A 13643-nucleotide genomic window follows, 5' to 3' on the forward strand; every position below is an offset into this window, starting at 1 on the left:
GTCATACCGCCTCGATCAGCATGGCGCCGCCGAGCCCGCCGCCGATGCATTCGGTGGCAATTCCGCGCCGCGTGCCGAGCCGCTTCATCGCGTTGACGAGATGCAGCACGATGCGGTTGCCGGAGGTGCCGACGGGATGGCCGAGCGAGATCGCGCCGCCGTCGACGTTCAGCCTCTCGCGCTCGATCTCGCCGGCGGCGCCGTCGAGCCGCAAGATTTCGCGGCAGAACTTGTCGTCGTTCCAGGCGGCGAGACAGCCGAGCACTTGCGTTGCGAAGGCCTCGTTCAGCTCCCAGGTCTCGACGTCCTTGAGGGTGAGATCGTTGCGCTTCAGCAGCGGCGTCACCGACATCACCGGACCGAGCCCCATGATGCTGGGGTCGAGCGCGGCCCAATGGCTGTCGACGATCGCAGCTTTCGGCGTCAGCTTGTGCTTTGCAACGGCAGCGTCAGAGGCGAGGATCACCCAGGAGGCACCGTCGGTGATCTGCGAGGAATTGCCGGCGGTGACCTGCCCCCATGGGCGCTCGAACACCGGCCGGAGCTTTGCGAGCGTCTCGGCGGTGGAGTCCGGACGCACGCCATCGTCGTGGTCGAAGAACTTACCGTCGCGGGAAAACGCCGTTTCGACCTCGCCCTTCAGATAACCCGCGCTTTGCGCATGCGCGAGCCGGCGATGGCTCTCGGCCGCATAGGCATCCGACTGCGCGCGCGTGATGCCGAAGAGATGGCCGACGACCTCCGCGGTCTGGCCCATGTTCAGCTCGGTGACGGGATCGGTCAGGCCGCGCTCGAGGCCGATGATCGGCTTGAGATCGCGCGGCCTCAGCTTGAACGCCGAGGCGAGCTTCGCTGCCACGCCCTTGGCGGTGGCAAGGCCGGCGAACCAGCGCACGCCGGAATTCGGCCAGACCAGCGGCGCGTGGCTGAGCGCCTCGGTGCCGCCGGCGAGGATCATGTCGGCATGGCCTTCGCGGATATAGCGGTAGGCGGTGTCGATCGACTGCATGCCCGAGCCGCAATTGATCTGCACGGTGAAGGCGACCATATCCTCGCCCATGCCGAGCCGGAGCGCGGCGACGCGGGCCGGGTTCATCTCGTCCGCGATCACATTGACGCAGCCGAGGATGACCTGGTCGAAGCTGTCGGGCGAGAACGGCTGGCGCGCCAAGAGCGGCCGGCCGCATTGCACGGCGAGATCGACCGGCGTGAACGGCCCCGGCCCCGAACGCGCCTTCAGGAACGGCGTCCGGCTGCCGTCGACGATGAATACCGGTCGTGCCATCAGCTCGCCGCCCTCTGCTCACCGAGTTCCTGGAAGAACTGATGCACATTGACGGTTTTCTTGTAAATCGGCGACAGCGCCTCCGGCGCAAAATCGTCGACCTCTATCACTTTTGTGACGGCTTCGCGGGCAGCGGCGAGTTGCTCGCCCTCGGCTTGCGTGATCACGCCCTTGGTCACCGCCTCCTTCCAGTCGCGGATCTGCGCAGCGCGCATGCGCCTGGCGATCGCATCCGTCGCCGCGACCAGCTTGAACGCGCGCTCCAGCCGCGCAAAGCCGCCGTCGTCGTCGACATGGGCCAGATCCGGCGTGAGGCGCTCGCGTGCCGCCGATGGCTCCAGCACGATGGCAGCGCATTGGTGCACGATTCGGTCGGACGGGCCGAGCACGCGGGCGCCGAACGGCTGGACCACGAGCCTGAGGAAGCTGGCAACGAAGCGGTTCGGCAGGTTGGCGAGAATTTCGGCGAGCCGGTTCTCGATAGTTTTGAACCCGGTCGCCATGCACCATTCCAGCGCGGCAAAGTCCTCCTTCTGCCGCCCCTCGTCCTGCCAGCGCTTCAGCGCGGCCGAGAGCAGATAGAGCTCGGACAGGATGTCGCCGAAGCGGGCCGACAGCATTTCCTTGCGCTTGAGCGCGCCGCCGAGCGTCAGCAGCGCCATGTCGGCACAGAGCGCGAAGGCCGCCGAGTAGCGCGAGAGCTGGCGATAGAAGGGCGTGGCATCGCCCGCATCGGGCACTGGGGCGAATGCGCCGAAGGTCCAGCTGCGACCCATGGCGCGGAAGAGTGTCCTGAAGCTGTGGCCGACATGCTTCCAGAACGCCTTGTCGAACGCGCCGAGGCCGCGCTCGCGATCGCTATCTGCGAGCGCGTTCATCTCGTCGAGCAGGTAAGGATGGGCGCGGATCGCGCCTTGCCCGAACACGATGAGATTGCGGGTCAGGATATTGGCGCCTTCGACGGTGATGCCGACCGGCACGGCGCGGTGGAGATTGCCGAGATAGTTTTGCGGACCGTCGATCACGGCTTTGCCGCCATGGATGTCCATGGCGTCGTCGACCGCGGTGCGCATCCGCTCGGTCGCGTGCAGCTTCATGATGCCGGAGATGACGGCGGGATGGATGCCGGCGTTCAGTGCCGCGCAGGTGAGCCGGCGCGCGGCGTCGAGCTGGTAGGCGGTCGCGACGATGCGGGCGAGCGGCTCCTCGACGCCTTCGAACTTGGAGATCGAGATGCCGAACTGCTCGCGGATGCGCGCATAGGCGCCGGTGGTGCGCGCCGCATAGGCGGCCCCGGCGGCCGACAGTGACGGCAGCGAAATGCCGCGGCCGGCGGCGAGCGCGGTCATCAGCATCTTCCAACCCTGCCCCAGCCGCTCCTTGCCGCCGATGACGTAGTCGAGCGGGATGAAGACGTCACGGCCCCAATTCGGGCCGTTCTGAAAGACCTGCATCGAGGGCAGATGACGCTGCCCGATCTCGACGCCGGGCAGGTTCGTCGGGATCAGCGCCACGGTGATGCCGAGCTCTTCCCGGCTCCCCACGAGATGATCGGGATCATAGGCCTTGAAGGCAAGACCGAGCAGCGTCGCTACGGGACCGAGCGTGATGTAGCGCTTGTGCCAGTTGAGGCGAAGGCCGACGACCTCGCGACCCTCGAATTCGCCCTTACAGATGATGCCGGTGTCGACCATCGAGGCGGCGTCGGAGCCGGCTTCCGGGCTGGTGAGGCCGAAGCAGGGAATCTCGCGGCCGTCGGCAAGGCGCGGCAGCCAGCGCTGCTGCTGCTCTGCGGTGCCGAAGCGCATCAGGAGCTCGCCCGGGCCGAGCGAGTTCGGCACCATCACCGTGACTGCGGCGGCGATCGAGCGGGTCGAGATCTTGCGCACCACTTCCGAATGCGCGTAGGGCGAGAAGCCGAGGCCGCCGAACTCCTTCGGAATGATCATGCCGAAGAACTTTTCGCGCTTGACGAAGTGCCAGACGTCCTGCGGCAGGTCGCGCGTTTCCCAGAAAATCTTCCACTCGTCGAGCATGGCGCAGAGCTCGTCGACGGGGCCATTGAGGAAGGCCCGCTCCTCGTCCGTCAGCGTCGCCTGCGGGACCTTCAGCAGCTTCGACCAGTCGGGGTTGCCGGTGAAGAGATCGGCATCCCACCAGACGTCCCCCGCCTCCAGCGCCTCGCGCTCGGTGTCGGACATCGCCGGCAGCACGCCGCGCGCCCATGAGAAGATCGGCTTTGTGATGGTGTCGCGGCGGAAGCTCATGGCGGACCTCATGCATCGGCGCGGTTGTCAGGCATTTTAGCGGAAATCGGCTGGCGGAGGCGAGCATCTCGCCTGCAACATTGACGCGGCCGGGCGGCCGCCCGAGCGATAACGGCGGGGGCGTGGGTGCAGTTCCGGGAGGGGAAATGGGTTAACTATTTGTCGACGTCATTCCGGGGCGACGCGCAAGCGTCGAGCCCGGAATCCATAACCACCATCGGGAGTATGGATTCCGGGCTCGCGCCCAACGGCGCGCCCCGGAATGACCGTGTTGAGGGAGAGGGCCTAATCCGGCCGCACCATCTCGAACATGTTTTCCGGCTTAATCTCGAAATAATCGCCGCGCCGGCCGGCGCGGACGATGGGGCGGGCGGCGGCGGTCTGGTAGACGCCGTCCTTGATCAAGGCCTTGTCGATGTGGACGGCGACGACTTCGCCCAGCGTCAGCCAGGCGTCGGCCTCCTTGCCATTGGCGCCCTTGAGGCGGACGATGTCGGACACCTTGCACTCGAAGGCGACGGGGCTCTCGCCGACGCGCGGGACATTGACGAGCTTGCCGGGCACGGCGGTGAGGCCCGCGACCTCGAACTCGTCGACCTCGGGGGCGACATGCGCCGCGGTCGCGTTCATGTGCTTGGCGAGATCCATCGTCGTCAGATTCCAGACGAACTCGCCGGTCTGCTGCATGTTCTCGACCGTGTCCTTCCAGTTGGTCGAGGAGAAGCCGATGATCGGCGGCACGTAGCAGAACGCGTTGAAGAAGCTGTAGGGCGCGAGGTTGATGTGCCCCCTGGCGTCGCGCGAGGAGATCCAGCCGATCGGCCGCGGCGCGATGATGGCGTTGAAGGGGTCGTGCTTGAGGCCGTGGCCCTTGGAGGGCTCGTAGAAGTACAGGTCTTTGTCGGTCACGCGCTGCTTCCTTTTCGTCATTGCGAGCGCAGCGAAGCAATCCAGAATCCCTCCGCGAAGACAGTCTGGATTGCTTCGCTGCGCTCGCAATGACGGAGTTTGTGGGTCCGTCCCGGTCCGCCTCCGGCGGTCATGCCCGGGCGATCAGTCTGCTTATAGGAGGAAACCCGCTGCCGCGTCAGTGGCGCGGCGACAGACCCGCGATGACGAAATCGATCATCTGATCGATGGTCGGGCCCGGCTTGGTGGCGCACTGGGCGATCATCTGGGGGTGGAAGAAGCGCATCATCGCCGTGCATGAGCAGAGCGCAGCCAGCTGCAGGTCGGGCGCCTCGAACTCGCCGGAGGCGACGCCTTGCGCGATCATCTGGCCGATCATTCCGGCAATGCACTCCATATGGGTGACGCAGACCTCCCAGTCCTCCTGCATCGCGATCTCGACCATCTCATGCAGCTTGTTGTCGCCGACATAGCGCTCGGTATTCATGCGATTGATGGTGATGAGCAGCTCGCGGAAGCGCGGCAGCACCGGACCGGGCCTTGCCACGATCCGCTGCGCCTCCAGCTCGACCTCGCCCATCAGCGAGCGGGCCACCGCCTGATGGATCGCCTTCTTCGATTCGAAGAAGCGATACACGTTGGCGGGGCTCATCCTGAGCTCCTTGGCGATGTCGCCGACGGTCGTCTTCTGGTAGCCGATCTGGCGGAACAGCCGCTCGGCCACCTCGAGGATGCGATCCCGGGTGTCGACTTCGATATGTTCCGAAACAAGGGCCATCAGTCAGGACTCGCTGGTCAGCAGTCTTCTCATCTATTCAGCCGCTTCGGCAAGCGGAATTGCGTGCGGGTCATCGCTCCCATGCTGCGGCGCGGCCGGCTGCTCGGGCGTTCCGGCCTCGTCCAGGCTCTTGCGGAACCACAGGGCGTAGAGGCCCGGCAGGTACAGCAGCGTCAGGAAGGTCGCGACGAACAGGCCGCCCATGATGGTGATCGCCATCGGGCCCCAGAAGGCCGAGCGCGTCAGCGGGATCATGGCGAGAATGGCGGCGAGCGCCGTCAGCACCACCGGCCGGGCACGGCGGACAGTCGCCTCAACGATCGCCTCGCGCCGGGTCAGGCCGTGGCTGACGTCGGTCTCGATTTGGTCGACCAGGATGACCGTGTTGCGCATGATCATGCCGGCGAGCGCGATCAGGCCGAGCAGCGCCACGAAGCCGAACGGGGCATTGGCGACGTTAAGGCCGAGCGAGGCACCGACGATGCCGAGCGGCGCGGTCAGGAACACCAGGATCAGGCGTGAGAAGCTCTGCAGCTGGATCATCAGCAGCGTCAGCATCACCATGACCATCACCGGGAAGAGGATGAAGATCGAGGCGTTGCCCTTGGCGGATTCCTCGAACGCGCCGCCCGGCTCGATCCGGTAGGCCGGCTCGAGGTGATCCATGATCGGCTTCAGCTTCGGCGTGATCTGGTTAGTGACATCAGGGGCCTGCACGCCGTCGACCACGTCGGAACGCACAGTGATGGCCATGTCGCGGTTGCGCCGCCACATGATCGGCTCCTCGTGCGCGTATTCGATCTTGGCGATCTGCTGCAGCGGCACGGCGACGCCATTGCGCGAGGTGATGGTGAGATCGCCGACGCCGCCGAGGTCGAGGCGCTCGGACGGGATCGCGCGGGCGACTACGCCGACCTTCTCGATACCGTCGCGCACGGTGGTGACCTGCGAGCCCGAGATCAGCATCGCCAGCGCCTGCGAGACGTCCTGCGGGGTCAGGCCCATGGCGCGGGCACGATCCTGGTCGACGACGAGCTTGAGGTAGGGCGACTGCTCGTTCCAGTCGAGCTGGACGTCCTTGACGCTCTTGTTCTCCCGCATGACGTCGCGGACCTGGTAGGCGATCTCGCGAACCTTGTTCGCGTCGGGGCCGATCACGCGGAACTGCACGGGGAAGCCGACCGGCGGACCGAAATTGAAGCGGTCGACGCGCACGCGTGCCTCGGTCAGGAAGCCCTCGGCGGCCGCGGTCTCGATCTTGGCCTTGATGCGCTCGCGCGCCTCGACCCCCTTGGCAACGATGACGATCTCGGCGAAGGCCTCGTTCGGAAGCTGCGGGTTGAGGCCGAGCCAAAAACGCGGAGAGCCCTGGCCGACATAGGCGGTATAGGTCTCGATGTCCTTGTCGTCCTTGAGCAGCGTCTCGGCCTTCTTCACCGCCTTCTCGGTGACGTTGAAGGCGGTGCCTTCCGGCAGGCGCAGCTGCAGGAACAGCTCGGGGCGCTCCGAGAGCGGGAAGAACTGCTGCTGGACCTGGCCGAAGCCGACGATCGAGGCGGCGAAGACGCCGACGGTCGCGACCACCACGGTGATGCGGTGGTTGACGCACCATTTCACGATGGCGCGCAGGCCGCGGTACATGCGGGTCTCGTAGACCGCGTGCGGATCGTGATTGTGGTGCGCCTTCATCTCGGGCAGCAGCTTGACGCCGATATAGGGCGTGAAGATCACCGCCACGAACCAGGAGGCGACCAGCGCGATTGCCACGATCCAGAAGATGCTGCCGGCATATTCGCCGACTGCGGAATTGGCAAAGCCGATGGGGAGGAAGCCAGCGGCCGTGACCAGCGTTCCCGTGAGCATCGGAAACGCAGTAGATTCCCAGGCAAAGGACGCCGCACGCATGCGGTCCCAGCCCTGCTCCATCTTCACCACCATCATCTCGACCGCAATGATGGCGTCGTCGACGAGCAGGCCGAGCGCGATGATCAGCGCGCCGAGCGTGATGCGGTGCAGGTCGAGCGACATCGTGTTCATGACGATGAAGACGATGCCGAGCACGAGGGGCACCGACAATGCGACCACGATGCCGGTGCGCCAGCCGAGCGCCAGGAACGAGACGAACAGCACGATGACGAGCGCTTCCATGAAGGAGTGCACGAACTCGCCGACCGCGTGCTCGACCACCTTGGGCTGATCGGCAATCAGCTTGACGTCGACGCCCTGCGGCACCGCCTTCATGAAGTCGGCCGTCGCCTTCTCGACCTCCTTGCCGAGCTCGAGGATGTTGGCGCCCTTGGCGGTGACGACGCCGATGCCGATGGCGGGCTTGCCTTCCTGGCGCACGACGAAGCTCGGCGGATCGACATAGCCGTGGGTGACGGTGGCGATATCGCCGAGACGGAACACGCGGCCGTTGCTCTCGACCGGCGTTTCGGCGACGGCCTTGGCACCGTCGAGCGCGCCGGTGACGCGCAGCGGCACGCGCTGCGAGGAGGTCTCGACCGTGCCGGCCGGCGTCACGTTGTTCTGCTTGGCGAGCGAATCGAACAGGGCCTGCGGCGTGATGCCGAGCGTGGCGAGCTTGGCATGGCTGAACTCGACGAAGATGCGCTCATCCTGGTTGCCGTAGACGTCGACCTTGGTCACGCCCGGCACCTTGAGCAAGCGCTGGCGAAAACCTTCGGAGACCTTCTTGAGCTGGGCATAATCGGCGCCGTCGCCGGTCATCATGTAGAGGATGGAATCGACGTCGGAGAACTCGTCGTTGACGACGGGCCCGAGAATGCCGGACGGCAGCTGGCCCTGCACGTCGACCAGCTTCTTGCGCAGGAGATAGAAGAGGTAGGGCACGTCCTTCGGCGGCGTGTTGTCGCGGAAGGTGACCTGGAGCGCGGTGAAGGCGGGCTTGGAATAGGTCTGCACCTTCTCGAAATAGGGCAGCTCCTGGATCTTCTTCTCGATGGGATCGGCAACCTGGGTCTGCATTTCCTGCGCGGTCGCGCCGGGCCAGATCACGGAGACGTTGACCACCTTCACCGTGAAGAACGGATCCTCGGCACGGCCGAGCTTCTCGTAGGAGAAGAAGCCGGCGACGCCGAGGATGATCATCAGGAAGAGCACCAGCGTCGGATGGCTGACGGCCCAGGCCGAAAGGTTGAAGCGCTTCATCGCACTCTCCGAAAGACGATCCAGTTGCAAACAACGACAGCCGCTCTGTTCAAACCGTCGTCGCGAGGCAGCGAAGCAATCCAGGGGGCTGGGCAGGTTCTGGATCGCTTCGCCGCTTCAGCCTTTGCTTAGGGACAAAGGCCGAAACTCACCTCACACGACGTAACTCACTTCTTTTGTCTCGCCGATCCGGGGCGACCGCAGGGCGAACCCGGAAAATGACAGGACTAGAAACTCAGTGACGACACGATCCGCACCCGCTGGCCGGGATCGAGCTTCTGCACGCCGAGCGCGACGATCTTGGCGCCCTCTTCGACGCCGCCGGTGATGACGACGTCCTTGCTCTCGTAGGACTTCACCGTGACCGGCTTGAGCGTGACGCCACCGTTGTCGTCGACGACGTAGAAGGAGGGCTTGCCGCCTTCGTTGAAGAGCGCCGACAGCGGCAACCGCGCGACGCGCTCGATCGCGGCATCCGACAGCGTCAGCGTCGCCGTCATGCCGAGCGCGACCTTGTCGTCGGCCTCGGGCAGCGAGAACTTTGCCAGATAGGTCCGCGTGGCGGGATCGGCTGCCGGCGCGATCTCGCGCAGCTTGGCCGTGTATTTCTTGTTCGGCTCGGACCAGAGAGTGACGCTGGCGACGCCCGACTTGGCGCGTCCGACCAGCGTCTCAGGGATCGCGACGACCGCTTCCTTCTCGGCAAAGCGGGCAACACGGATCGAAGCCTGGCCCGCGGCAACCACCTGGCCGGGCTCGATCAGCGTTGCGGTGACGACGCCGCGGGCGTCGGCGTTGAGCGTCGCGTAGGAAAGGGAATTCTTGGTCAACTCGACCGAGCGCTCGGCCCGGTTCAAGCGCGCACGGGCTTCATCGGCGGCGGCGCGGCTCTGGTCGAGCTGGGCGTCCGTGGTCCAGCCCTTGGCCTTGAGGTCCTTGGCGCGCTGCTCGGCGGCGGCGGCCTGGGCCAGCACGCCGGTTGCGGCGGTCTGCTCGGCAACGGCCTGCTCGGCCTGGAGCTTCAGGTCGACCTCGTCGAGGGTGGCGAGCGGCTGGCCGATTTCGACTGTCTGGCCGACTTCGACGAGGCGTTTGGCAACCTTGCCGGCGACGCGGAAGCCGAGATCGCTCTCGATCCTGGGACGGATGGTGCCGACGAAGCTGCGCTCCGGGGTCTCGGCAGCGTAGTGGGCGGTTGCCACCAGAACCGGCCGCGGCGGCTCGGCTTTCTCGGCGACGGTATCGTTGCACCCTGCCAGCGAAACGGCCATCAGGGCGAGCGCGGCTCCTGCGAAAAGCTTGGAATAGCTCGACAAAATCGACCGGACGAACATCGAAGGACACTCCTGCATCTCGATTGAGAGGAATGTCGACTGTTCACTGATAAAAGTCAATAATCGTCAGTCATCAGGAATGCGTGATCGTGAACGGGTGGTAAGGATTTGGGGACCACTGCGGAGGTGCTATCGCAGGGTAGGCAAAGCGGAGCGTGCCCCCCATTTGCTCTTGGTGGAAGGTGGTGGGCACGGCGCAAGTGCGCCTTTGCCCACCCTACCGAGAGTAACGAGCTGCGCCCTCACCGCCCCCGTTCGGCGAATTCGTGCTTGCTGTCGTGTCCGCCGACGAACACCAGGATGCCCGCGATCAACGGCAGCACGGCGAGCACCAAGAGGCCCGTCGAGGTCTGCCCCGTCGCTTCCTTGACCCAGCCGATCAGATAGGGCCCGCCGAAGCCGGCGAGGTTGCCGATCGAGTTGATCAGCGCGATGGCGCCGGCGGCGGCCGTGCCGGAGAGCCAGGCAGTCGGCAGCGTCCAGAACACGCCGAAGCAGCAGAACACGCCGATCGCGGCCACCGTCAGCGCCACCATCGTCAGCGTGGGATCGGTGAGATAGGAGGAGATGCCGAGCGCGACTGCGGTGAGCAGCAGCGGCGCGCCGACATGCATGACGCGCTCGCGGCTCGCATCCGAATGCCTCGCCCACAGGATCATGGCGATGGTGCCGAACAGATACGGGATCGCCGTGACGAATCCGGTCTGGGCGTTGGTGAGGCCGAACGCCTTGACGATCTGCGGCAGCCAGAACTGCATGCCGTAGAGCGCGCCGACGAAGCCGAAATAGACCAGGCTGAGCGCGATCACCTTCGGTGAAGACAGCGCCTCGCCGAGTGAGAAATGCTTCACCGCCTGCTTGGCCGCGATCTCCGAATCGAGCTTCGCCTTCAGCCAGGCCTTCTGCTCGGCCGAGAGCCAGTCCGCCTTCTCCGGCTTGTCGGTGAGATAGAACCAGGTGACGATGCCAAGCAGCACCGATGGGATGCCCTCGAGGATGAACAGCCACTGCCAGCCTTTCAGCCCCATCATGCCGTCGAGCCCGAGCAACAGGCCCGAGATCGGCGCGCCGATCACGGTCGAGACCGGCACCGCGATGGCGAAGGCAGCAAGGAAGCGGGCGCGATATTCGGCCGGATACCAATAGGTGAGATAGAGGATGATGCCGGGGAAGAAGCCGGCCTCGGCGACGCCGAGCAGGAAGCGCAGGACGTAGAAGCTGGTGACGCCGCTCACGACGGCCATCAGCGCCGAGATGATGCCCCAGGTCACCATGATACGGGCGATCCAGCGGCTCGCGCCGAATTTCTCCAGCGCGAGGTTGCTCGGCACCTCGAAGATGAAATAGCCGATGAAGAAGATGCCGGCGCCCCAGGAGTAGATCAGCGGCGTGAATTTCAGATCGGCGTTCATGGTCAGCGCGGCGAAGCCGAGATTGACGCGATCGAGATAGGAGAAGAAGTAGGCCAGCACCAGGAACGGAATCAGGCGCCAGGAGATGGCGCGGATTGTCGAGGTTTCGATGTCCGACTTGGTGGCGCCGGCGGAACCGGCATAGGTGGTGGTTTGACTCATGGCTTCCCGGGTTGTTGCTTTTTTCGGGTCTGCGGCCGTTTTCAGCATCGCGAGCAAAGAGTCAATGGAGCAAGCAATGCACGAGACGCAGCCGGGCACGCCTGTTGCGCCTCTACGGACCTCACTGATCCGCGCTGCTTTTGGGATTGCGTTTGGCATGTGTATCGATCGGGTTGCCATGCGCGGTCCCGCAGGGTGGGCAAAGACGCCGTAGCGCCGTGCCCACGTCTCGTCGTCGAATAGGCGGCGCGCTTCGCTTTGCCCACCCTACAAGACTGCCGTCGGAGACTCACTCCGCCAGTTGAAACCGTTCGAAACGGTCCAGCTCCTCCTCGATCACGCGCTTCAGCTCCTTGCGGCCCGCCGTCTTCCTGCCCTGCCCGACCCAGGTCCATTTCTGCATCAACAGCTTCTTGTTCTGCCGGTCGGTCTTGAGATCGAGCGCGGCGACGATCTCGTCCCCGACCAGCACGGGCAGCGCGAAATAGCCGAGCTTGCGCTTGGCTTTCGGCACATAGGCTTCGAACAGGTGGTTGTAGCCGAAGATGAGGTTGGTGCGCTTGCGCTGGATGATCAGGGGATCGAACGGCGAGAGGATGTGGACGAGATCGGGCGACACCTCATGCGGCTCAAGCGCTGCAGGCGAGGCCCAGTGCTCCTGCTTACCGGCGCCCTCGATCGCGACGGGCACGAGCTCGCCGCGGCGGACGCGCGAGGCGATCAGGCGCGCGACCGGCTTCTTGCTGGGCGCATCGAGATGGCAGACCGAATCGAGGCTGACCACGCCCTGCGAGCGCAACGCGCGGTCGAGCAGATAGGCCGTGATCTCGCTTGCCGGCGCCGGCTTCGGCAGCCTATCCCAGCCGAAATGACGCGTCGTCAACTCGTAGGTCTTAAGCATGCCCTGGCGCGCGCTGATGGTGACCGCCCCGGTATAGAAGGCGAGCTGCAGCGCCCGCTTCGAGGGCTTGCGGCTCTGCCACAGATGCTCCTTCTCGACGAGCACGTCGTCGTCGATGTCACGGATCGTCAGCGGCCCGCCGCGCAGCAGCCGCATCACCTTGCGCGTGTCGGCCGGCTTCACCGCGGCGAACCATTTGTGTCCCTCGCGGCGGTGCTCGCGCATCGCCGGCAGGAAGAAACGGAAGTCGTTCGCCGGCACGTAGGAGAGCGCGTGCGTCCAGTACTCGAACACGGTCTTGTCGACACTCTGGGCGTGGCGCAGATCGGCGCGGCGATAGGACGGGATCCGGCTGAACAGGATGTGGTGATGGCAACGCTCGATGACGTTGATGGTGTCGATCTGCACATAGCCGAGATGGGCGACAGCGGCCGAGACGGCCTCTGCGCCTTCGCCGAACGGAGCGCGGTCGGTCAGCCGCTGGGCATGCAGCCAGATCTGCCGGGCCTGTGTCGTCGAGAGCGGAAGCGGTTTGGGCGTGCGGGGCATTGCAGCGTGCAATGTAGCGGGATTCGCCGCGAGGCAAAGAAGCAGAGACGCGAAAAAGCCGCGCTGCCATCTGCTGCCAGCGCGGCCAGAACGTGTCAATTCGGCGGGAATGTCTTACTTTTTCGCCATCGCCTTCTCGGCACTCGCGTAGTGCTTGCAGGCGCCGCGCATGTTGCCTTTGCTCATGTCGGAATTGGCCGCAGCCATCGACTTCCGCGCTGCCATCTTGCTGGGCGTGTCTTCGCCGCCCAGTCCGGCAACGAGCTTTGCCATGTTCGCACTGGTGCACGCCATCTTGGCAGCCGATGCGGGGGTCAGAGCGAGTGCCACGAATGCCGTCGCGAGCAACAGGGTCTTCATCAAGTTCTCTCCTCGAATAGGCAGCCGGCCTGATGCCGGACAACGCGACTGCCATTCTTCCGCCACGAGTTTGCAGGGAAAAGACAATTTCGTTGCTGCGCTGCAGTGATACCCGCTTTTCAGCGTGCGGCTTTTGGGCGCTCCCCGACGCTGCCGGTGGCAACCTCCGGCTCGCAGATGGCCTTGCCACGTCCTTCCGCCTGACAGCGATAGACACTGCCGGTGAGGCGATCGACCAGCCAGACGTTCTCGTCGGTCGGCCCTTCGAGTCCGACATAGCGGGAGGTCAGCCCGGCGATCAGTGTCGAGAGCAGGATGGCCACCGCGATCATCGCCGCACCGATATAGATGGGCATTGCGTTCAGGGTCTCTGTCCGATCCGGCGGGCCACTGCGATGGAACTGATAGTCGCGCTGATAGTCACTTGGCCTCGGCACAGGACGGAACTCGGCTCCCCTCGCGTCAAATTATCGAATGATTGAAGTATGTTAGGCGGACATCTGGACGAATTCTTG

General features: G+C 65.0%; 10 protein-coding genes. All 10 read right to left on the reverse strand.

Translation table 11 applies throughout. The features are described 5' to 3' along the window. Nucleotide 1 precedes the first annotated feature (1 nt). Nucleotides 2–1285: an acetyl-CoA C-acetyltransferase gene (locus ACM43_RS04655; protein WP_157286423.1), complete on the reverse strand. Its 1284-nt coding sequence runs from the start codon at nt 1283–1285 to the stop codon at nt 2–4. Beyond that, nucleotides 1285–3552: an acyl-CoA dehydrogenase gene (locus tag ACM43_RS04660; RefSeq protein ID WP_271538404.1), complete on the reverse strand. Its 2268-nt coding sequence runs from the start codon at nt 3550–3552 to the stop codon at nt 1285–1287. The genes ACM43_RS04655 and ACM43_RS04660 overlap by 1 nt, the downstream gene beginning before the upstream one ends. Nucleotides 3553–3837: 285 nt before the next feature. Beyond that, nucleotides 3838–4461, reverse strand: a complete 624-nt coding sequence (locus ACM43_RS04665; protein WP_271538405.1) for a flavin reductase family protein — start codon at nt 4459–4461, stop codon at nt 3838–3840. A gap of 178 nt (nt 4462–4639) precedes the next feature. Then, nucleotides 4640–5239: a TetR/AcrR family transcriptional regulator gene (locus ACM43_RS04670; RefSeq protein WP_157286426.1), complete on the reverse strand. Its 600-nt coding sequence runs from the start codon at nt 5237–5239 to the stop codon at nt 4640–4642. 33 nt (nt 5240–5272) lie between these two features. Further along, complete coding sequence (locus tag ACM43_RS04675) at nt 5273–8410, reverse strand: efflux RND transporter permease subunit (RefSeq protein WP_271538408.1); 3138 nt, start codon at nt 8408–8410, stop codon at nt 5273–5275. Nucleotides 8411–8637: 227 nt separating this feature from the next. Then, nucleotides 8638–9744 carry an efflux RND transporter periplasmic adaptor subunit gene (locus tag ACM43_RS04680; protein ID WP_271538410.1) on the reverse strand — a complete coding sequence of 369 codons (1107 nt, stop codon included), beginning with the start codon at nt 9742–9744 and terminating at the stop codon, nt 8638–8640. 242 nt (nt 9745–9986) lie between these two features. After that, nucleotides 9987–11318, reverse strand: coding sequence for an MFS transporter (locus ACM43_RS04685; RefSeq protein WP_271538412.1), 1332 nt, complete (start codon nt 11316–11318; stop codon nt 9987–9989). A gap of 289 nt (nt 11319–11607) precedes the next feature. After that, nucleotides 11608–12768 (reverse strand): winged helix-turn-helix domain-containing protein, encoded by a 1161-nt coding sequence (locus tag ACM43_RS04690; RefSeq protein WP_271538414.1) that lies wholly within the window; start codon nt 12766–12768, stop codon nt 11608–11610. Nucleotides 12769–12882: 114 nt separating this feature from the next. Continuing rightward, the gene (locus ACM43_RS04695) at nt 12883–13128 is read right to left on the reverse strand and encodes a hypothetical protein (protein WP_271538416.1); all 246 of its coding nucleotides are present in this window, start codon (nt 13126–13128) and stop codon (nt 12883–12885) included. A 119-nt stretch (nt 13129–13247) separates the two neighbouring features. Beyond that, entirely contained in the window at nt 13248–13484 is a 237-nt protein-coding gene (locus ACM43_RS04700) for a hypothetical protein (protein WP_271538418.1), read from the reverse strand. Nucleotides 13485–13643: the final 159 nt, after the last annotated feature.

It is taken from the genome of Bradyrhizobium sp. CCBAU 45321 (genome assembly GCF_028128975.1).
Classification (GTDB): domain Bacteria; phylum Pseudomonadota; class Alphaproteobacteria; order Rhizobiales; family Xanthobacteraceae; genus Bradyrhizobium; species Bradyrhizobium yuanmingense.

Bases quoted from the DNA above. Each gene is read 5' to 3' on its own strand.
- ACM43_RS04675 (WP_271538408.1), bottom strand. From the start codon at position 8,410: ATGAAGCGCTTCAACCTTTCGGCCTGGGCCGTCAGCCATCCGACGCTG.
- ACM43_RS04685 (WP_271538412.1), bottom strand. From the start codon at position 11,318: ATGAGTCAAACCACCACCTATGCCGGTTCCGCCGGCGCCACCAAGTCG.
- ACM43_RS04655 (WP_157286423.1), bottom strand. From the start codon at position 1,285: ATGGCACGACCGGTATTCATCGTCGACGGCAGCCGGACGCCGTTCCTG.
- ACM43_RS04670 (WP_157286426.1), bottom strand. From the start codon at position 5,239: ATGGCCCTTGTTTCGGAACATATCGAAGTCGACACCCGGGATCGCATC.
- ACM43_RS04660 (WP_271538404.1), bottom strand. From the start codon at position 3,552: ATGAGCTTCCGCCGCGACACCATCACAAAGCCGATCTTCTCATGGGCG.
- ACM43_RS04695 (WP_271538416.1), bottom strand. From the start codon at position 13,128: ATGAAGACCCTGTTGCTCGCGACGGCATTCGTGGCACTCGCTCTGACC.
- ACM43_RS04700 (WP_271538418.1), bottom strand. From the start codon at position 13,484: ATGCCCATCTATATCGGTGCGGCGATGATCGCGGTGGCCATCCTGCTC.
- ACM43_RS04690 (WP_271538414.1), bottom strand. From the start codon at position 12,768: ATGCCCCGCACGCCCAAACCGCTTCCGCTCTCGACGACACAGGCCCGG.
- ACM43_RS04680 (WP_271538410.1), bottom strand. From the start codon at position 9,744: ATGTTCGTCCGGTCGATTTTGTCGAGCTATTCCAAGCTTTTCGCAGGA.